The sequence below is a fragment of the Longimicrobiales bacterium genome (assembly GCA_029245345.1).
In the GTDB taxonomy this organism is placed as follows: Bacteria; Gemmatimonadota; Gemmatimonadetes; order Longimicrobiales; family Gaopeijiaceae; genus CALFPJ01.
In genome coordinates this window covers 240,308-261,733 of record JAQWPM010000021.1, presented here as the reverse complement: position 1 = coordinate 261,733, position 21,426 = coordinate 240,308, and the positions used below count along the sequence as shown (strand labels likewise).

The following is a 21,426-nucleotide window of genomic DNA, read 5'->3' as shown; positions in this document are numbered from 1 at the left end:
ATGAGCTACCGCGAACCACGATCCAGACACTTGGGCAAGCTCTTACGGTCCGGTGCTTGGGCGGCCTCCGCCCTTGGCGTCACGATCTTGGCAGCCTGTGGAGCGGGAGAGCCACCCACCTGGTCGAATGGTGTTGGTGAGTTGGTCTATCGAGAGTGCGCGCAGTGCCATCGGCCGCAGGGCTCCGCACCGTTCTCGATGTTGCGGTATGCAGGGGCGTCCCGACGCGCTGAGGACATGGCTGAGATGGTGTCCGCGCGGAAGATGCCTCCGTGGCTCCCATCGGCGGACGGACCGCACATGGATGGCGAGCGGCTTCTCGAAGAGGGCGAGATTGAACTGCTCGTCGCATGGGCGGCATCGGGAGCGCCCGAAGGAGATCTCGAGCGGGCGCCCGACCCGCCAACGTTCACGGAGGGTTGGACTCTTGGCGGGCCGGACCTTGTCGTGGAGACCCAAGAGGGCTTCCCCGTTCCGGGAGGCGGCCCCGAGCTGTTTCGAAATTTCGTGATTCCGGCGTCCGTCGATCGACCTCGGTGGGTCAGAGCTGTGGAGCTCCGGCCGAAGAATACCAAGGTGGTCCACCATGCGACCGTGAGGGTGGATGAGACGGCGTCGTCGCGCCTAGCGGACGCTCGAGATTCCCTACCGGGTTTCGATGACATGTTCTCGCGGACGGAGGCGGGGACCCCAGGCGGCTTCTTCCTCGGCTGGACACCGGGACGCATCCCGACACCGTATCCACCGGGCATGGCATGGCTCTTGGAGCCCGGGACCGACTTCGTCGTCCAGCTGCACCTACGTCCGACCGGTACGCCTGCAGATGCAGGAGTCTCAGTGGGGCTCTACTTCACGGATGAACCTCCAGAGAATATCCCGTTGATCGTGAGGCTCGGCGGTCAGACGATGGATATCCCTGCGGGAGATACAGACTACGAAGTCATCGATGAGATACAGTTGCCTGTTTCCGTGACCGCACTGGGTGTGTATCCACACGCTCACTATCGGGGCAAGCAGATGGACGGGTGGGCGATCACCCCTGCAGGCGACTCGATTCCGTTACTGAACATTCCGAAGTGGGATTTCAACTGGCAGGATGCCTACCAATATTCGGAGGCGATCCCGATCCCTGCACAAAGCACCGTGCACATCCGGTACCTGTACGACAACTCCGCTGGGAACCCCTTAAATCCGTTCGATCCGCCCCAGTGGTGTGGGTACGGCCCCAACTCAACGGATGAGATGGCCGAGTTCTGGCTCCAGGTAATGCCAGACGCTCCGGAGGATGTGATACCACTAGCCCAGGCGCTTGCGGCGAAGGACGTCGACGATCGTGTAGAGGGTTGGATGTATCGGCTCGACGCCGAGCCCGACGACCCAGAGGCTCACTTCGCACTAGGGAGTCACGCTCAGTCGATCGGCGATTTGGACGAAGCTGTGGACGACTATTCACGAGCACTTTCGATAAACCCGAACTACGCTCAGGCGCTCCACAACATGGGGCTTATCCGGGAGGAGCAGGGTGAGGCTGACGCCGCGGTCAGGCTCTACGAACGGGCAGTGGCGGCGCTCCCCGATTATCCGTCCGCGTGGAACGACCTTGGCCGGCTTAGGGCCACTTCAGGCGATCTGTCGGGGGCCCTGCAGGCGCTGGAGCGAGCGGTCTCCATTGACTCGGTGCACACGGAGTCTCGGAACAACCTCGGGAGCGTCTTGCGGGACCTCGGACGTCATGCAGAAGCTGAGGTCCACTACCGGGCCGCGATCCGGATCGCCCCACAGTTCGCTCCGGCACGGTTCAATCGGGCCGTAACCCTCGTCTCGTTGGCCCGCGGCGAGGATGCCTTATTGGAACTCAATGCGGGGCTCGCGATTGACGGAAGCAACGTTGGGGCAGCCCTGGCGGTTGGATGGGCGCTGGCCACAGACGGGAGTCCGGAGAATCGCCGTCCCGATCTAGCTGCCGACCTCGCGGGCCAGATTCGGCAGATTGCCGGACCACATCCTGCGGTCCTGGATGTGCAGGCTGCGGCTTTCGCAGCAGGCGGACGGTTCATTGATGCGGTGTCTCTCATCGAGCAAGCAATCGCCGAAGCACGTCTTAGAGATCAGGGCCAGCGAATCCCCGAACTGACCGCCCGACGAGACTTGTATCGAGCACAGCGGACCTACGTACAGCCAGGTCGTTAGCCTGCTCGGGTCGTCAACGCGTCAGTTCTGCTGACGCACCGTAACCTCGAGGGTTCCGTCCTCGATCTCGACGCGTTGTATAGATCCGTTTGGCCACCGGACCTCGATCGCCTCCGCTCCGGATTGGAGTCCCATCACCTGAACCGGGTCGTCGACGGACCAGAAGCCGGAGCCCATTCTGACTTCCCGAGCGGGCCCCATCCTGTTGCTGTAAACGATTCGGATCGCGGCACCCACTCCATGACGATTCGAGGGCGGCCCAACTAGGCGTACTCTAAGCCCTGGAGTGGCTCCGACGTTGTGAAGCAATTGAGTCGATCCCGAATTTTGGCCAATGGCGACGTCCAAGCGTGCGTCGCCGTCGAAGTCGGCGACGGCGAGTCCGCGCTGATCCCCAGTGAGTGCGATTCCCGACTCCAAGGGTGAAGTCGCGCGGAGCGTCCCGCCGCCGTCTCCGAGCAGAAGCATGCCGTATCCGGCATCTCGACGCTCGGCACCGGTCGCGTTGGGAAAGAAGTTCTGCGCGAGGATGATGTCTTCAGAACCATCGCCATCGAAGTCTGACACTGAGACTCCGTGGGCGGGAGCTTCCTGAGACTTTGCCGGAAGCCTGAGCGCTTCGAACCGATCTCCTCGGTTGAGGAAGGCCATGTGGTCCAGGGTGCTCACGGTGTGCATGCGGGCGGTCTCGCTGGCGGGCCCTAGGATCTGGTCTAGCGTCGCGTCGGCATAAGCTCCGAAGGTCGGAGTCGTCTGCCTGCGGACGAATGGAAGGCCTGTGGAAAGCCTGAGGAGGTTTGATAGGGGAGCGACGCCGCCTATGCGGTCGTCCTGCATAGCCAGAAGAACGTCGAGCGTACCACTGCGATCGAAGTCTCCCCAGTAGGCCATGAGTGGCCGGCCCGGCTCGGGCCTCAGGCCGATATTCCGTCCCCAAGAGGTGAGGACCAGGTCCATGCGTCCGTCACTGTCGAGGTCGCCTGCGGTCACCCCATTCCACCAACTCGAGTATTCGGACAGACCCCATTCCCGAGTACGATCAAAGAAACGTCCGTCTTGGTTCACAAAGAGCCGTGGCGGGCCCCAGTCCATAGCGAGAACCAGATCAGGGTCGGCGTCGCCGTCGATATCTGTAAACGTTGCTGCTGAAACGAGTCCGGTTTGTGAGAGCGGGGCAGACGCCACCGAATCATAGACCAGGGCACCTGCCGCGTTGCGGATGAAGAGTCGGGACATCGGTGCGAGTGGGTAGGCGCCCTGATAGACTCGTCCCCCCATAAAGACATCCAGATCCCCGTCGCCATCCACGTCGGCAGAGGCGAGCGGTCCCGTGGAGGCCCCGTTCGAGGTAAGCGTGGGCCGGAGCCCTCCTGGACGCATCCCATTGAGACTCATCGTGAGAGCGGGTGCCGCCGCACGAGCCGCCTCGGGGTCGGGAGCCTCGTAGTTCGCGACACCGACGATCGCTGCGGCCGGTTCAGGCTCGGGGAGGATCGTGGTGACATCCAGCGTCAGAGGGGTCGACGGTCGACCAGCGCCGAATCGTCCCCCTGCGTTCTCCCAGGAAGTAATCGTCCCGCCAGCCCCACCCCCAACCAGGAGGTCGGCGTCGCCGTCCGAATCAGCGTCGGTCCAGGTTACGCCAGGTCCGAGTCGACTCAGTGTGCGGGGGAGCAAGATCTGATCGCGTCGCGGATCGAAGGGGGCGTCTTTGTGTTGAGGGCTCAGGCCACCGGCTATCCGCTCAAAGAGTGCAGGCGACGCGTCCGTGTCCGTTGCCACCCTTGGGCGGGGAGCAGCGCCGGTTTGGGAGATCTCGTAGATGCGGTTCGGGAGCGCGTCGGCCTCCACGGAGTATGTGCCGTCCGGCCATCGGACCTCGATTGTCAGTGACTCGGTATCCCCTACGGCGAAGCTCTGAGCTCCGTCGGCATGCGACAGGTAAAGCCCGCCGGCTCCGACCTCACGCTTCTGCACAACGGGGCCACCGGTAACTGTGATGCTGGCCCCGACGGCGGCTGTGTTCGGCCGGCTTCCAATCAGTCGAACCGCGAGACGAGCGGCGCCCGCATCGTTCCTCAACACGAGCGCGGGGTCACCGAGCCGATTGACTACCACATCTAGATCGCCGTCTCCATCGAGATCGCCTGTGGCGAGCCCGTGCGAGATGTCTGGCCCGACGTCGAGTCCCCACCCGTTGGGCATGAGCTCGAAGTTGCCGTCTCCTAGGTTACGGAACGCTACGTTCGAGGTCCGAAGCTGTGGGAAGAGGTTGATGACCTCGTGCCAATCCGCTCCCGCGGTAGCCGGAGTCTGACGGAGTCGCTCGCCAGTGTCCGCATCCAGAGGGTCCCAACGATGCCCGTTGGCGGCGAGCAGATCTTGGTAGCCGTCTAGGTCCACGTCGACGAATTCGGTTCCCCACGTCCAGCCCGATGCTGCGACACCCGCTTGTTGGCCCACCTCGGTGTATCCAGCGCCGGGCGTAGACAAGAGCAGGGTGTTGCGATTGACCTGCATGGTTGCGGAGACCACCCCCGGCATTGCTCGTCGCTCGGTCAGGGTCGAGACCTGGGTTTTTCTGTGCCTCGTGGAAAGCGGGAGCATATCTGCGACGAAGATGTCGGTGCCCCCGTCGGCGTCGACGTCCGCGAAGGCCACGGACATGGAAGCGTGGCTCGTCTTTCGCAGAGCAGGGCCCCCCATTCGTTGGAAGGTCCCCGATCCGTCGTTCATCCATATGTGATCGGGGCTTTCGAAGTCATTCGCTACGTAGAGGTCGGGCGCGCCGTCCTGGTTCAGGTCCCTGAACCGTGCGCTCAGGCCCCAGTCTTGGGGTTCGAGATCCAGTGGCGTCCCGTCTGCTTCACGGAAGCGGTCGCCTTGTACGGGAATTCTCGTGAAACGCCCCGATCCATCGTTCAGGTATAGATCGTCTTCCTCACCGAACTCCCAACTCATGACACCCTCAGGCCCAAGAACCACCTGGTAGTACTCACGGTACATCTCGTTGACGACCCATTCTCCGTCCCGCTCTTCGAGCACAGGAGTGTCCCTTCGGTCCTCCGGAGAAAACGCATCAGCCGCACGATCCAATCGATAGTTGGCAGCGTAGAGGTCTAGGTCCCCATCCCCGTCGATGTCCGCCAAAGACATCGTGCTGCCTGCACGGCTGAGGGAGAAGCCCGCCTCGTTGGACTGGTTCGTGAAATGGCCGAGCCCGTCGTTCTCGAGATAGGTGAGAGGGGCTCCCATGGACGAGATGAACAGGTCTAGGTCTCCGTCACCATCACCATCGGCCAGGGCCACCCCGGTCGGATACCGATCGGTCAGGTGCACCCCGGCGGTTGCGCCGACCTCTTCGAAACGCAGGCCGCCCCGATTGAGGTACAACGCGTTCTCCCCGCGCGTGTTGGCGAGAAAGATGTCCACGTCGCCGTCGCCGTTTAGGTCACCAAGCGCCACTCCCGCTCCGTTCGCGAGATGTTGGTTCAGCGTCGTCATCTCTTCAGATGGGTCGTTTACAAAGGTCACGCGGGTCTGGCGTTCCGTAAGGCTTGTGAACCCCGGACCCCCATCGCCTGAAGGCACGATGTTTTGCCAGCGGATGGGGCCGTCTCCCTGCCACTCCGGAGCTGTCTCGCCGCAGGACGCTGCGAGCATTGCCAAGACAATGAGCCTGGACAGGGTGCCGGCTCGAGATGTCATTCGTGTGTAGGTCATGTGCTGTATTGAGGGGAAGGCGGCCCCGAAAGGACATTGTGTGGGCTCTGTAGTGCAACCCCGTGGCCCTGCTTCGTATTCGATAGATCCGCGGCCGGGTTTATGGGTGTTGTCTTGCGACGCCACGTCCGTCACATCACAGTTGGTCACGGAATCGACGTGCCTGCGTGCAGAGATTCCAGAACGGCGTTTTGCGCCCACCTCTCCAGTTCCGAAAGACCCAGGTACGCCACTTGATGTTCGACCTGCAGCGTTATGGATCCCGGACGGCGTTCGTCTTCGGGACGATCGTCATGGTGCTATCCGGGTGCGAGTTCGGGTTGGATCCGACCCCGGACGACGGATCGCCTCCAGGTTACGACGTAGAGGAACCGTTCCCTATCGATCGGGGAGACGACGGTTTGACCACGCCAGGGAAGTACAAAGGGCTCTGGCTTAGGATGGTGAACAACGGCACCCCGCTGGTGGAACCCGTCGAGGGTCGCATCGGGGTCGTGTGCATCGGCATGAGCGACCCCGCGACCGAGTGCGGGGACTATATCGCGCGCATCAACAGCCACTGGATCGGTGACGTCGCTTCTGAGGTCGTGGTGCTCAACTGTGGTCGCCCAGGGGCGGGTATAGAGGACTGGCTGAATGCCGAACATGATTGGAATCTGTGGGGCGCGTGCCTAAATGTGCTCTTGCCCTACATCCCCATCCGTCGAGATCAGATTCGTGTCGTGTATCATACAGCGGCGAATCGACAGACGACTCGGGCGGACGGAACGCCACTCCCCACGTATCCTCACCCCGAGTCGGACTATCAGAATCTCTACGACAATTTGGATACGTTCGCCGAGCGCGTGACGACGTTCTTTCCCAATGTTCAAGCCGTATACACGTCCTCGCGTAACTACGCTGGCTTCGCGGGCGGTGGGGAGCCTCTCAGCTACGAGGAGGGCCACGCGGTCAATTCGTGGCTCGGGCAGAACTCCATGGTGAACGGGGTGTGGTATGGTTGGGGCGCGTACGCATGGGCCCCGGATTGCGCTTCTGAAGTCATGAATGGTGGTGGGATTTGTTACAACCAGACGGACTTCGACCAAGGCGGCCTGCATTCGTCACCGGTCGGACGTGGTAAGGTCAGCTGGTTGATCCACCACCGGCTGTTGCTCGAGGGGTGGTACCGCCGCAGGTAGGCCTAGCTGTCCCTGGCGGTGAAAATTCGCCGGACTGCTTCGCCAGGGTCCTTGGCGGCCATGACCGCTCCTACAACCGCGACTCCAGCCGCACCGGCGCCTAGCACTTCCCTCACCCGTTCCACCGTGATCCCCCCGATCCCGACGACCGGAGCGCACACAGACTCCGCAACGCGTTGAAGGCCATCCAGTCCGATCACATCACCGGCATCGGTCTTGGTGGAGGTCGCGTAGACGGTTCCGCATCCGATGTACGACGCGCCGTCACGAACGGCCTGACGGGCAACTGCAGGCTCATCTGCCGAGCGACCAATGAGGAAGTTTCGCGGAGCCATCGCTCGAGCAGCTGCCACCGGGATATCGTTTGGGCCGAGGTGCACTCCGTCGGCCTCTGCCGCTAGAGCCACATCGAGTCGGTCGTTGACAAACAGCAACGCCCCGCTTTTGCGGGTCATCGCACGTAAGGTGCGGGCGGCCTCGATCTGTTGAGCAGCGGAGTCGCCCTTGTTCCGCAGCTGAACGGCCGGCGCGCCGGCATCGAGGGCGGACTGAACGACGGAATATACGTTCCGGGGTGCCGCCAAAGTCCGCTCGACGATGACGATCAGTGAGAGGCGCGCCGAGAGGTCGGGAGTGGTCACAGCCTAAGGAACTTCGTCGCCCGATCCGATGGCATCCCAGGCGCGACGGGCCGCGGCCTTGGCTCGGTTGTGATCCGCCAGCGTCTTCGTGAAGACATGAGAGCCATCAGGGCGGGCCACGAAATACATGTACTCCTCGGTCACCGGATAGAGGGCTGCTTCGATCGCGGCTTCGCCAGGGGCTCCGATGGGTCCGGGCGGCAGCCCGCGTTGCGTGTAGGTGTTGTACGGGTTGTCCTGAACCGAATCGATCGCCGCGTAGAGTAGTCGTGCACGCGGACCGCCTAAGGCGTAGAGGACCGTGGGGTCGGCCTGCAGGAGCCATCCCTGCTCGAGTCGATTGTGGAAGACGGATGAAATGTGTGGCATCTCATCCGTCTTCCGAGCTTCGGCCTGAATGATCGATGCCAGCGTCACGAGCTCCCGTTCTGACATCCCGAGGCTGTCGAGGCGTGCTCTTCGCTCCGGCGTCCATATCGAGTTGTAGCGTCCCGCCATGGCAGAGAGGACGGCGTCGACCGGCACTCCCTGAGCAAAACGATAGGTATCCGGAAAGAGGTACCCTTCCGGGCCTGGGCCAGGCACCTGCAATTGTGTCTCGATGTCCTGGGCAGCGAGGGAAGTGGAGACGTCCGCTTCCGATCGACCGGTAAGCTCAGCGATCCTCGGGACCATCTGCTGAACCCGGAACCCCTCTGGGATCGTCATCGGGATGGTCACAACGGTGCCGCGGGTCAGGTGGTCGAGTGCGTCGCCCCAAGACGAGCCTGTAGCCAACACATAGCGACCCGATTTGATATCGCGGTCCGCGCCCTTGAAGCGAGCATAGAGTTCGAACGGCCGTTTGGACCCGATGACGCCGCGTGCGGATAGCGTGTCGGCGACCTCGGACAGCGTAGAGCCCGCAGGCACAGTGATGTCCACCGGGTCCCGCGGGTTACCCTGGTCATCGGAGCATGCCACGGCGGACAAAAGAAGAAGGCTTGTCGTCGTGGCCATGATCCGAGGTCTCATCGGATCGTCCCCTGTTGGTCCAGCCAAGACTGTAGAATCAGCTGTGCTGCAGCCGCATCAATGCGCCGCTTGTCTTTCAGCGCACTCTTGCTCAGCCCGATGGACCGGATCGCCCGCTCCGCCCTGACCGACGTCATACGTTCGTCGACAAAAGCGACGTCCACGCCGAGCCGTGCCGCGAGTCTCTCCCCCACATCTCGAATGGTAGCGCACCATTCGTTTTCATTTCCGTCCAAGCCGAGCGGAAGCCCGACGACGAGGTGCTTCGCTTTGTTCTCACGTCCAATGGATTCCATTTTTCCGAAGGGCACGCGCTTGCCGGCGCGACGTACCAGCGTCTCGAGCGGGGTCGCGATCGTACCTGTCGGGTCGCTCAGCGCGAGGCCGATTCGTTTTTCGCCGAAGTCGACGCCGAGAACGCGCACGATGCGAGGGCTCCGCTAGAGCGCCGACAGGGCGGCGTCAAGGTCCGTCCCGTCGACGAGCTGGCCGTACAGCGAGTGGATGGAGGCCTCGGAGCCAAACGCGAAACCACACCGCGCATCTCCACGGCTCCTGCATTCGACCTCGAGTACGGCGACCGGGCCGCCTGCGACAGAGGACATCAAGCCAGATAGGAATCCGGTACTGAACGAGCAACTGGCTTCGGGATCACCTATTGTGGGATCGGCCTCGACCCAGTCCGGGCTTGCGAGAAGCCCGACGCTTTGGGCTTCGCCATCCGGAGCTAGCGTGCCCCAGCCGCGGCGGGAAAAGAAATCGCCCAGCTCCTTCCAGAACGCGGCCTGACTCATGCCGCCGACTTGGTCCGTACCACCAAACGTCGTCCCTGCAGTCACTCCAGCCTCGTAGCCGGCGTGGTGCAGCGCATGGATGGCCGCCAAAGGCCCCGCTTCCTTCGATAGTTCATCCCTCAATGTCGTGAAGATCGATACCGGGACTGCGATCTCGCGAATCGCAGCTGTGGTCGCTTCCATCCATCCTCCGAGTTCTATGCCCTGTCCGTCTCCCCATTCGGGGATCGGAGATATTGGCTGCGCGAATCCGTGTGGACCCACCCTGCGCGTGGCTAATATATACTATGAAATGTGCGTAGAGACCCGGAGGAGGTCATGGAATACCATCACGAGACTCAAGTCGTCAACTTCATCTCTGGCCTGCTTCTCGGTGCGGTCATCGGGGCCGACGCGATAGATGTCGCGAGGAAACGGGCCGCTAGCTGAGCGTCATCCGTTGATGGCCCCCGCGCAGGTCATCGAACGAAAGCGGGACGGTGAGCGGATTGAATCTGCCACCCTCGAAGCGTTTCTCGCCGCATATATGGACGGCAGTGTGCCCGACTATCAGATGTCGGCTCTACTTATGGCCATCTACTTCAATGGGCTGGACGCCGAAGAGATGGACGTGTTCGTGCGGTGTATGCTGGCATCGGGAACCTCTCTGGATCTTACGTACCTGGATGCGCCGCGCGTCGACAAACATTCGACCGGTGGCGTCGGGGACAAGGTCTCGATCGCGCTAGCGCCATTGGTGGCGTCCTTGGGCGTCTTCGTCCCGATGATGTCGGGGCGAGGTTTGGGGCACACGACGGGGACACTCGACAAACTCGAGGCAATTCCCGGGTTCGTTACGGAACTCTCGCTCGCAGAATCGAAGCGGGTACTCGAGGAGGTGGGCTGCGCCATGTTCGGGCAGAGCGCAGAGATCGCCCCCCTCGACAAGCGTCTCTACGCGCTTAGAGACGTTACAGCGACGGTGCCCGTGCGACCGTTGATCGCTGCCAGCATCATGAGCAAGAAGCTCGCAGAGGGGCTGACAGGCTTGCTCTTGGATGTGAAGGTCGGATCGGGGGCGTTTCTCCCTGAAGTGGATCGAGCTTTCGAACTGGCTGAGGCCATGGTTGGGATCGGCACGACGCGGGATCTCCCCACAGTGGCCCTCATGACCGCAATGGATCGTCCGCTGGGAGCGGCCGTGGGGAATGGCCTCGAGACCATGGAGGCGATCCACTGTCTGCAGGGGGACGGCCCTCCCGATCTCAGGGCTCTAGTCCTTCGACAGGCGGCAGAGATGCTGATGCTCGCTGACAGTGCTCTCGAGCCGGGCCTCGCGATGGATCGGGCCGAGTCGGCCTTGGACTCGGGCTCAGCTCTCGAGCGGTTTGTTCGTTTGGTCGAGGCGCAGGGAGGCGATGCCGGTGTGGTTGACGAGCCGACGACTCTGGCTACAGCCACCGTACGGCGTGAAGTGCGCGCGGCGCAGGGTGGGACCGTAGGCTGTGTGGAACCGAGAGTGTTAGGGCAGGCAGTGGTAGCCCTCGGCGGCGGTAGGCGACGAATGGACCAGGAGATCGACTTGGGTGTGGGCTTCGAGGTCCTTGCCCGCGTCGGCGACGACGTAGGCGTTGGCGACCTCCTCGCAGTGGTGCACGCTGCTGATGAATCTGGGGCCGATATCGGCGAACAGGCGATTAGGGTGTCCGTCCAGGTTGGCGACGGTGACCCCGAGCCGCAGCGACCCCTCGTTTCTCACATCGTTGACGCCGCCGGAATTCGTCCGGCCTGAGGCGTCAGCGGATGCGCGGCACCCTGAAGCGGCGATTGGATCGATCGCAGAACTCGGTCGGTTCGGTTCCCGGGATGTAGTACTCGAGGTACTGCTCGTCCTCGGGACACCACCGCGACGCGAGCTTGCCGGTCTGGCGGTCCACCAGGACGGCATTCAAACCAGGCAAGAGCGGCCAACGTTCCGGGATCGGTAGGAGCGGGAGGCGCTCTTCCACGCCGTTATCTTCGTCGCCCTCGGTGCCGAGATAGACCCGCCGCATGAATTCGCCCCAAACGGGGGCAGGCAGGACTGCGCCTGTGGCCACCCCCAATCCTGGTCCCAACTCGAAAATCGGAACCGGGTTGTCCATCCCGAACCAGACCGACGCCAGTAGGTTCGGCGTGAACCCGGTGAACCAAATGTCGGTGCCGTCGTTCGTTGTACCCGTCTTGCCGCCTGCCGGGACCTCACGAGGGAGTCCCGCGTTCAGGCGGATCGCCGCGTACCCAGTCCCGCGCGTCACCACATCCTCGAGCATCGATACCATGATGCGAGTCACAAGGCTGTCGAGCACTTGTGTACGCTCGGGCTGTGGCTCCCACAACAGATTCCCATCGGCATCTTCGACGCGCAGGACGGGGAAGGGCCGGACCTTGGTGCCGATGTTCGGGAATGCCGAGTAGGCCTCAGCAACCTGGATCGGGATCACCTCCGCGGCACCGATGGTGGTCGAGGGGAATCGCTCGATTTCTGTTTGGATTCCCATGCGCCGGGCGGTTTGCGCAACCGTCTCGATGCCGACTTCCTCCCAACCCAGCTTGATCGCGACCATGTTGACCGAGCGATACATGCCCTCGCGGATGGTGATTGGGCCCTGGAATTCGTTGCCAAAGTTGGCCGGCCTCCAGTCTTCTCCGCTGACCTGAGAGTAAACGACCGGTGCATCGACAACGATATGCGACGCTGGGAGCCCGCTCGCGATCGCTGATGTATAGACGAAGGGCTTAAAGGACGAGCCAGCCTGGCGCTGAGCGAGCCGGGCCCGATCGAACTTCGATTGCTGGTAATTCCTGCCCCCAATCAGCGCACGAACGTGCCCGTTCTCGGGGTCAAGGGCGACGAAGGCGCCTTGCAAGTACGGCGAGGAGCCTGGGAACGACGAAACTGTGTCGTATTCCGCGTAGCGTGGATGTTTGAATCGAACAGAATCCGCTTCGATCTTGGCCCAACCCCATTCCATCGCCTCGCGAGCCGCCTTCTGCATCCCGACATCGAGGGTGGTATAGACTCTTAGCCCGCTTCGGTAGATCTCGTCGCCGAAGCGGTCCTGGAGAATTTGCCGCACCCATTCCTCGAAGTAGGGTGCGATGGACGTCCCAGGCCCGGACGACTCCGTGTCGGGAAGCGGGAACCGCTGCCATCGAGCCGCTTCCTCTTCGGAGAGGAATCCTTCGGCAGCCATCAGTGCTAAAACCCTATCGCGGCGGGCCTTTGCCAGGTCCGGGTGCCGAAATGGGTCGTACGCAGCCGGGCGGTTGAGGATGGCGGCGAGTAGGGCCCCTTCCGCAGGGTTCAGATCCGTAACGTTTTTGCCAACGTAGTATTGAGCGGCGTTCTGAAAGCCATACAGGTTCCCACGCCCCATGTAGATCTCATTGAGATACGCCTCGAGGATTTGATCCTTGGTATAGGAGCGCTCGATGTCGAGCGCGACCTGAATCTCTCGGGCCTTCCTTATGTACCTCCTTCGGAAGCCGATCTCGTCAAAGAGGTTTCGAGCGAGCTGCTGGGTGATGGTGCTTCCCCCACCCAGGTTTCGGAAGGTGAGTTCGCCGACGATCGCCCGTGCGAAGCCGATGGGGTCGAAGCCGCCGTGGTCGTAGAAGCGTTTGTCTTCAATCGCAACTACAGCCTGAGGGACATACTCGGGAATGGCGTGGATCGACACTGGCGTGCGCTTTTCGATCCCCAGCTCCCCGATCTGCCGTCCGTCATGGCTCAGCAGCTTACTGGTTTGCTGGTGCTCGAATGTCCTAATCTGCGCGATCGAAGGGCATGCATCCCCTACGCACATGTTCTGCCAAGAGCCCCATGCGCCCCCTAGTCCCAACATCCCCGCGAAGGTCACGCCGGAAAGGTAAGCCCGTGGGTGCCAGAACTTGGCCATAACGGCTGTCAAACGGGTCGCGGAGGGCGAGGGATTCTTTGGCTTGGCTGTCGACATGTTTGAACGGGTCCTAGGTCGGGAGCATATCTGGTCGATTCTGTTGCAAGCGGAATGCCATCCCGATCCGCCCGAGCAAGCTAGCGCGATTTTGGAGGGTGGCCCAAGCGGCGCATAATCATGCATGTGAAATCCACCAGAGACCCCTGTAGCTAATGGACCAACTGTGCTTGACATTAGCGATATGTGCCGCGCACATTCAGAGCAATCAGGAAAGATCCTGATGATTCAAACGAAGGCTCCTAGTGTGGTGGGGTGTGGTGAGGGGGGTGGAGTCTGAGCAACTTGTCAGACCTGGAGAGAGCTTTTGGAGCCCGCCCGGTTCGAAACTCCTCGAGAGCTTAGCGCTCACATCCGCCCCTGCGACTTCAGTCAGCAGGGGACGGATCTTGTATTGGCATTTGGTCCACGAGGACCAGGTGCTATATCGTACGCCCGTGATCTGACCATCCGTGCGTTCTTCCCCACCCCCGAGGAGGCATGAAATGAAGCTTTGGGGTAAGTGCATTCCTATAGCGGCGGCAGGAGCGATGGTCTTCGCTTTATCCGCCCCGCCGGCTCAGGCGCAGTCGACCGGTACCGTTACAGGTACTGTTGTTGACGCGGCGAGCGGGCGCACATTGGAATCAGCTCAGGTCTACATTCCGTCGCTCAATATGGGCGGACTGTCGAACCAACAGGGCAGGTTTCTCATTCTCAACGTACCAACGGGCTCACACGACCTTCGTGTTGAGTTGATCGGGTACAGCGGAGCCACCGAGAGTATGACGGTGACCGCTGGACAGACCACGACCATTGAAATGCGGCTGACCGGCAGTGCCCTGCGTTTGCAGGAGCTGGTGGTGACGGGTGTTGCAGGTGCGACACCCCGCATCAAGCTGCCGTTCACAGTGGAAAAGGTCGACTTCACTGAGATGCCTGTTCCGGCTGCTTCGGCTGACGGGCTTCTCGCGGGTAAAGTCGCTGGTGTGAAAGTTGTGAGCACCAGCGGTAAGCCCGGTGACGAAGCGCAGATGATGTTCCGTGGCCCCACGTCGATTACTGGCTCGCAGTCTCCGCTGGTCATCATTGATGGTGTCATCACGGATAACACCATGGCCGACATCGACGCACTTGACGTCGAGTCCATAGAAATCGTGAAAGGTGCGGCGGCAGCCTCGCTCTACGGCTCGCGTGCTTCGAACGGCGTCATTCAGATCCGGACCCGTCGTGGTTCAGGTCTGAACATCGACCAAGCGCGGATCACCGTCCGTAACGAATACGGCCAGGGCGCGCTCGGCAATCAGATTGACCTTTCCACCCACCACCCTTACAAGCTGAACGCTTCCGGTGACTTCGTCGATGGCAGTGGTAACATCATCGATCTGCAGGATCCGGACTCTGGGGATCCTACGCTCGACGATGGTGGTACGCCTGACACGGCGTTCCAGGACAACGCGTATCCCGGCGTGTTGTACGACCAGATCAACCGGCTCTTCAAGCCGGGCGACAACTACACGAACTACGTTGCCGTTGAAGGGCGTACCGGTACGACGAACTACCGCGCGTCGTTCTCGAACGCGGCTGAGAGAGGTGTTATCGATGGGAATGACGGTTTCGACCGTCGTACCTTCCGCCTCAACCTCGATCACCAGGTTCGTGACAACTTCGACATCGCGCTCAACACGTACTACGCGAAGTCGCACCAGGACGAAATGCCTGGTAGCGCGTTCTTCAACATCACGTTCATGGGTCCGCAGATCGATTTGACCAAGCGGAACCCGAACGACCAGTTGTGCCCGAAAGCTGCAGAGTTGGGCGGTTGCCTCTTCATCAACCCGGATCCTCGGGCGAATCAAGAAAACCCGCTCTACGCGGTTGAGAACCGGGACCTGAATGATGACCGTCAGCGCTTCATGGCTGCGGTTGACGCACGCTGGTCCCCGGCTTCCTGGTTCGATCTCGAGGCCAACTACAGCGTGGACCGGTACGATTTCCACCGGATGAACATCACGCCGTTGAACTATGCGAACTCGCAGGGTGGGCCGCAGCAGCCGATCGTGCGAGATAAGGGTGACATGACCCGTTCAAACAATCTGAACAACGACATCAACGCGTCGTTGACGGCGTCGTTCAACCGCGCGTTTGGGGACCTCACCGTGCGCACGAAGGCGCGGTACCTGCTTGAGGACCAGCACTCTGAGAGCTTCTCGGTCACAGGCCAGGACTTCTCGGTCGGAAGCGTTCCTTCGTTTGACAACATCGCTGGTGGTACGAACGCTACGTCCAGCATCACGGACGTGGTCTCGCAGGGCTACTTCTTCATCACGGCCCTTGATTACCAGGGTAAGTACATTGGTGACTTCCTCGTCCGTCGCGACGGTTCGTCGCTGTTCGGTCCCAAGGAGCGTTGGCAGACGTACTTCCGTGCAGCCGCTGCATGGCGGGTTGCGCAGGAAGACTGGTGGCCCGTTGACGCGATCAACGAGTTCAAACTTCGCTACTCGATCGGTACGGCCGGTGGTCGTCCTCGTTTCGCGAGCCAGTACGAGACCTACAGCGTGTCAGCAGGTGTGATCACGCCGCGGACGCTCGGTAACGCGCAGCTGAAGCCTGAGCTGTCGACCGAGCAGGAATTCGGTCTCGAGATGGTCCTCTGGAACAAGGTTGCGGCCACGTTCACTTACGTGGACAACAAGGTTGAGGATCAGCTCCTCAACGTGCCGCTCCCCGGTTATGCTGGCTTCCAGAGCCAGTGGCAGAACGCCGGTACGCTCGAGAGCAACACCTTCGAAGCGTCTCTAGAGACCTCGATCATCAACCGCCCGGATCTGAGTTGGTCGACACGCATCAACTTCGACCGCACAACCCAGGAAATCACGTACCTCAATCGTCCGGCATACCGCTCCGGTCCGCGTTACATCCGTGAGGGTGAAGCGCTCGGTACGTACTATGGTGATCGCTGGACGAAAGATTGCAGCACAATGGCTGCTGGAACGGACTGCTCGCAGTACCAGGTCAACGACGACGGTTATCTCGTATACGTCGGCGCCGGCAACAGCTACCAGGACGGCATCGCCAAGGGTCTGTGGGGAACCACGGGTCCGAACGGCGAAAAATGGGGCCGCCCAATCAAGGACCGTGATGAGGACGGAAACCCGTTCCTCTTCCTTGGTGTTGGTGTCCCTGACTACAACTTGAACTGGGCCAACACGTTCCGCGCCGGCAACCTGCAGGCGACGATTCTGCTTGATGGCGAGTTCGGTACGGACAAGTACAACGGTACGCGCCAGTGGGCGTTGCGTGAGTGGCGCGGCGGGGAGGTCGACCAGAACGGTAAGGCCGACGGTCTGAAGAAGCCGGTAGCGTACTACTCCGATCTCTACAACGTGAACCAGGACAACAGCCACTACGTTGAAGACGGCACCTACATCAAGATTCGTGAGGTGTCCCTCCGGTACACGCTGGACCAGTCAATGCTTTCGCGGATTGGTGGGGGCATGGGCCTCGAATCCGCCGCACTTTCGATCACAGGCCGCAACCTGCTGACGTTCACCGATTATTTGGGTTACGACCCAGAAGTCGGTGGGATCGTTGGTGGTGACGACGCCTATCAGTACCCGAACTTCCGTACGATTACGGCAGTTCTGGAACTGATCTTCTAGGAGACGTCGACCAATGAAAATTTTCAGACTAGTAGCAGTGGCGACGATCGCTATAGCAGCTAGCGCGTGCGGAGATCTTGATGTTGTAAACCTCAATGATCCGGACCGCGAGCGTGCGATCTCGACCCCCACTGATGTAGAAGCTTTGATCTCCGGCTCGTTCTCGAGCTGGTGGAGTTCCGGGCACTACAGCACCATCGGCATTGCCATGTCGACGATGGCTGATTCCCACACATCCTCGTGGGGCAATTTCGCAATGCGCGAGATGTCTTCTGAGCCGCGCGTAGCATGGAACAACGATCCTTCGGCGAGTAATTCGAGTCAGACGCGCAACACCTGGCGTGATTCGTATGCAGCGCTTTCCGGCGTCCGCGATGGCCTTCTGGCCATCGAGGGTGGTGTCGAAGTGGGTGCGGGTGGTGCGGACACGCACCGTGCCCAGACGTTCGCATCTCTGGTTCAGGGCCTAGCTCTGATCCGTTTGTCGAACACCTTCGACCAGGCGTTCATCGTCGACGAGACCACGTCTCTCGATGATCCGAATGCTCTGCCGACCATGTCGCCGTACATGGAAGTGCACGCGGCAGGTCTGGCGAAGCTCGACGCAGCCATTTCGATGGCTGGCCAGGGTAGCTTCACGATTCCGGCATCGTGGGTTGGTGACGATGGCACGTGGACGAACACGCGTTTAGCTCAGATAGCGCACGGTTTTAAGGCACGCGCGATGGTCAGCGTGGCGCGAACCGAAGCGGATCGCACAGGCACGAACTGGGGTGCGGTGCTGTCAGAGGTCAATGCAGCGCACACCGAGGACTTCAACACGGTTCACGATGATGTCAACTGGGCATGGGACCGTCTGAAGGTACACGCCGGGTCCAACGACATCTGGGCCCGTTTGGATCTGCGTTATTTGGGTCCTGCGGATCAAAGTGGGGCGTACCAGGCCTGGGAAGGGATCAGCAACCCCGAGTTGCGCACTGCGTTCCAGATCGACACGGATGACGATCGCATCACGACTGACGCGGTTCCGAGTTCGGATGGTCTGTACGTACGCTATGTGTCGGCGCATTATTTCCGGCCGGAGCGTGGTACGTACCACTTCTCGAATTACTCCGACAACCGGTGGTATCCGATTCGTCTGGCGAACTACGTTGGCACCAACGGCGTGTTCCCGGTCAAAGAACTCGACCTCATTAAGGCTGAGGCTCTTTACCGGACAGGCGATCTCGCGGGGGCTGCTGCCATCGTGAACGTATACCGCGAAGGGACCGGCGGGCTTCCCGCTGTGACCACGAGCGGTACGTCGGGTGCTCGCTGCACACCGCGCACGATATCTGGCGCGTGTGGTGACCTCTGGGAAGCGCTCAAGTACGAGAAGCGCATGGAGGTTTGGCATTACGGTTACGGTGTTGCGTTCTTCGACGACCGAGGCTGGGGTGATCTCCTGACCAACACGCCAGTGCACTTCCCGGTGCCGGGCGCTGAACTCGACCTGCTTCTCATGGACATCTACACGTTTGGTGGTGGTGGTGAGGGTTCGGCCCCGCGCCTCTGGACGGACGTGATGGACGCGGGGACGATTCGCTGGAGGGCTGAGGCTCTCGAAGCGTACGGCGACGCGATGAGGACTGAGATGAACCCGGGCGTGATGAACTAATCACCGCGGAAAAGCTCAACTGAAGTACAGTTGCGGGTCGTCGCGCTTCGGCGCGGCGGCCCGCTTCTTTTTTTGGGCATGGAGGTGCGCCTTGACGATGGGTGGCGACGAAGGGATACTCGAAGAAGGTGCCGACAGGTTGCTCTGAGGAGGTTCGCATGAAGCGGTTGCAGAGATTCTTTATTTGGTTGCCATGTGTGTTGTTGCTGGCAGGGTGTGCGTCGGCCGGTGGTAGCGGTGGTGCGAGCTCGATCGACGGATTTCAGCGTGATTTGGGGCGCCTTCTGGTACCCACCTTAGCCGAGGCCCGGATGAAGGTGTGGGCCAAACACAACTGGCACCTTCGCCGCGAGCAGTCGGAGACCCAGAACTTGTACTGGGAGTCCGAATGGCGCGCCTTCAACGCTCCTGAGGGATCTGCGGTAACAGGCCCCTCGGAGGCTCGGGGGCGCATTATCATCCGAGGCCGTCGGATAGCGGGCGAGCTCGACGGAGGCGCCCAATTCCGAGTAACGATGTACGGCGAGTACGAGGTGCGCGGCGGGGCCAGTGACCAATGGAGGCCGGCGTCACCCAGCGAAGACGTCGAAAGGGTGTTCAACACAGTGGCAGGCGACCTGTCTCTCGAGGTGCGCACCGGCATTCGTCGCTAGCTGCTCATCCGATAATCTCGATTTGGCTCACGCGGGTGATCGTCGTGCCGATCAACAGATCGGTAGCGTCGACCTCGAGTCGGTAGAAACCCGGCTCGAGGCCCGCGAGACCCATGTCGAAGTGACGCTGAGCCCGCGGTCCGTCGGATTCCAGTTGGATACCCAACGTCACTGGTTCCGGCGACGAGCGGACTTCTCCCACGTCGTCGAGCGGCAAGAGTCGGAAGTCCAGTCCGTACCGGCCCACTTCGTCCACATCAGTTCGGAGATGGTACAGCTCGATGTAGACCCTCAGGGCGTCACCGGTCCAGACCGTAGAGCCGGGTAGGAGTGGGAAGGGTAGGGGGCTCATGCTTCCCGGGGCAGCGTCCCAGGGGGTGCCGACGGAGATGTCACTCACCTCGAAGACCGCCGGATCCCCGGTTAGCGGCTCCTCCACATAAGCATGTCCTTGGCCCACCAATGAGAGGGTGTCCCCACTGGTGACCGGATCTCCAATGGGCCGCGCGATCAAGGTCAGGTGCATGGGTTGCGGCGGGTGCCTCAGGTGGAATACCGAAATGCCTCCGCCGGCCGCCGGGGCCAACTGGACAACTTGGCCTGCTTGGACCAGCTCTCGGTCGCGCACGACAAGTGTGTGTTCGGTGTCGCGTAGCGCAGAGCGATATCCTGAGCGGCGGTCTCGGTCCGAGAGGCGCATGCGAGGTGCCGATAACCCTTGGATCACCAGCATCGGTTGGTCACTGGTGTCTAGGATCCGCACGGCCTGGACTACCATTTCCACGCCGCGCGCCGACCCTTCGTAGTTGGACCGAATTGATATTGTCGGTACACCTGGAGGATCGAAGTTATCCTGTTCAGCGAAGCGATAGCTGAAGGATTCCAGGGTTGGAGCCGAGGGTGCCCGTCCACCGCCACCGAAGACGTTCCGGCGCATCGTGAATCCGTCCCAGAGGTCGGACAATTGGTCGAAGCGACGCCCGAAGTGACCGCCGAGCACGGCCAGGTCTCGGTAGTAGAACAACTCGAGGTAGTGCTGAGCCCTCACCCCACCTGGTGTGTTGGATGCGGATGAGAGCGATCGCGCGGCGTCACCGATCAGGTCCAGAGGGCCCTTTACGAGCTCGAAGGGGCCTGTTCCACGCACGTTGCCGAACAGGTAGTAAGTGAATTCTTCGGGGGTAAGTCCGGCGTACTTCCAAAGCTCAAACTGTGGGTTCGGGTCCAGACGGCGCAGCGTTTCTCGAGCTGTCACGTCGTCCGGGATCCTGATCTTGAGCTCCATCTCGCTGGCCCCGAGGCTCCCACGGGTACGAGTGCCTGGTGGCCCGTACTTCACAAAGATGAGCCCACGGTCGTCCGTTTCGTACACACTCGAACGATTGTACTGGTACTGGTCCCTCGCCGTGACGATGCGTTGCCAGTGCTCCACGAGACGCTCATTGACCGCGGAACCGGGCGTTGGATCGTGCTCGAGCCAGAACCGCGCGATCCGTAGCGTGAGGTCTTTGGTTGGCCCGCTCAGGACGGGCATCCACTGAACTGAGTCGCGCCGGGAAAGCAACGGCACGATTCGCATCGCCTCACGTTCTACGTCTTCGCGCCGCTCCTCGAGGTTTGGGCCTGAAAACCCCCAGAGGTACAAGGTCGTCCCTTCACTAAACCGGTCTTCTGCGTTGTGCTCGACCGCAGTAGCCAGGAAAGCAGGTCCGACCCGAGGGTCGGATGTCCCCGTTCCGATGAACGCGTCAGGCATGGATGCCCAGACATCGAGCGCCTCCCTCCAATCGCCGTCTTCCACGAGCGTCCGTCCGTTCTCAAACAGGTCATTATGCGATTGGGCGTCGATCGGTGTGAAGCCAGTAGCTGACAAGAGACCGACGCACAGGACGATGCCAATCGTCTTGGCGCGCCGCCGTCCGCCGGTCTTTCCCCGCCGATAGTTCACGGAG

The 21,426-nt window shown here is 61.4% G+C and carries 13 protein-coding genes; 6 read left to right on the top strand and 7 right to left on the bottom strand.

The features are described from left to right. Positions 1 to 2,190, top strand: a complete 2,190-nt coding sequence (locus tag P8L30_12270) for a tetratricopeptide repeat protein (GenBank protein ID MDG2240969.1) — start codon at positions 1 to 3, stop codon at positions 2,188 to 2,190. A gap of 21 nt (positions 2,191 to 2,211) precedes the next feature. Here the strand turns inward: P8L30_12270 and P8L30_12265 are convergent, their stop codons facing one another. Beyond that, on the bottom strand, positions 2,212 to 5,913 hold the full coding sequence (locus P8L30_12265; GenBank protein MDG2240968.1) for an FG-GAP-like repeat-containing protein: 3,702 nt from the start codon (positions 5,911 to 5,913) through the stop codon (positions 2,212 to 2,214). Between the two features lie 236 nt (positions 5,914 to 6,149). Here P8L30_12265 and P8L30_12260 point away from each other — a divergent pair, with 236 nt between their 5' ends. Continuing rightward, positions 6,150 to 7,094: a hypothetical protein gene (locus tag P8L30_12260; protein ID MDG2240967.1), complete on the top strand. Its 945-nt coding sequence runs from the start codon at positions 6,150 to 6,152 to the stop codon at positions 7,092 to 7,094. A 2-nt stretch (positions 7,095 to 7,096) separates the two neighbouring features. On the opposite strand, the gene thiE is transcribed toward P8L30_12260, so the two are convergent. From thiE to P8L30_12240, 4 genes are read right to left on the bottom strand one after another with little or no spacing between them, the layout of a single operon-like run. Then, positions 7,097 to 7,735 (bottom strand): thiamine phosphate synthase, encoded by a 639-nt coding sequence (thiE, locus tag P8L30_12255; protein ID MDG2240966.1) that lies wholly within the window; start codon positions 7,733 to 7,735, stop codon positions 7,097 to 7,099. Between the two features lie 3 nt (positions 7,736 to 7,738). Further along, positions 7,739 to 8,749, bottom strand: coding sequence for an endolytic transglycosylase MltG (gene mltG / locus P8L30_12250; protein ID MDG2240965.1), 1,011 nt, complete (start codon positions 8,747 to 8,749; stop codon positions 7,739 to 7,741). Next, positions 8,746 to 9,174 carry a Holliday junction resolvase RuvX gene (gene ruvX, locus P8L30_12245; GenBank protein MDG2240964.1) on the bottom strand — a complete coding sequence of 143 codons (429 nt, stop codon included), beginning with the start codon at positions 9,172 to 9,174 and terminating at the stop codon, positions 8,746 to 8,748. The genes mltG and ruvX overlap by 4 nt, the downstream gene beginning before the upstream one ends. Positions 9,175 to 9,189: 15 nt before the next feature. Beyond that, entirely contained in the window at positions 9,190 to 9,726 is a 537-nt protein-coding gene (locus P8L30_12240) for a 4-vinyl reductase (protein ID MDG2240963.1), read from the bottom strand. Positions 9,727 to 9,985: 259 nt separating this feature from the next. On the opposite strand from P8L30_12240, the gene P8L30_12235 reads away from it, so the two are divergent. Next, positions 9,986 to 11,314 (top strand): thymidine phosphorylase, encoded by a 1,329-nt coding sequence (locus P8L30_12235; GenBank protein MDG2240962.1) that lies wholly within the window; start codon positions 9,986 to 9,988, stop codon positions 11,312 to 11,314. Positions 11,315 to 11,318: 4 nt separating this feature from the next. On the opposite strand, the gene P8L30_12230 is transcribed toward P8L30_12235, so the two are convergent. Continuing rightward, complete coding sequence (locus tag P8L30_12230; GenBank protein MDG2240961.1) at positions 11,319 to 13,463, bottom strand: PBP1A family penicillin-binding protein; 2,145 nt, start codon at positions 13,461 to 13,463, stop codon at positions 11,319 to 11,321. Positions 13,464 to 14,005: 542 nt separating this feature from the next. On the opposite strand from P8L30_12230, the gene P8L30_12225 reads away from it, so the two are divergent. From P8L30_12225 to P8L30_12215, 3 genes are all read left to right on the top strand, one after another. Then, positions 14,006 to 17,164 (top strand): SusC/RagA family TonB-linked outer membrane protein, encoded by a 3,159-nt coding sequence (locus P8L30_12225; protein ID MDG2240960.1) that lies wholly within the window; start codon positions 14,006 to 14,008, stop codon positions 17,162 to 17,164. A gap of 13 nt (positions 17,165 to 17,177) precedes the next feature. Next, entirely contained in the window at positions 17,178 to 18,821 is a 1,644-nt protein-coding gene (locus P8L30_12220) for a hypothetical protein (protein MDG2240959.1), read from the top strand. A gap of 158 nt (positions 18,822 to 18,979) precedes the next feature. After that, entirely contained in the window at positions 18,980 to 19,474 is a 495-nt protein-coding gene (locus tag P8L30_12215; GenBank protein ID MDG2240958.1) for a hypothetical protein, read from the top strand. A gap of 4 nt (positions 19,475 to 19,478) precedes the next feature. On the opposite strand, the gene P8L30_12210 is transcribed toward P8L30_12215, so the two are convergent. Continuing rightward, the gene (locus tag P8L30_12210; protein MDG2240957.1) at positions 19,479 to 21,422 is read right to left on the bottom strand and encodes a GWxTD domain-containing protein; all 1,944 of its coding nucleotides are present in this window, start codon (positions 21,420 to 21,422) and stop codon (positions 19,479 to 19,481) included. Positions 21,423 to 21,426: the final 4 nt, after the last annotated feature.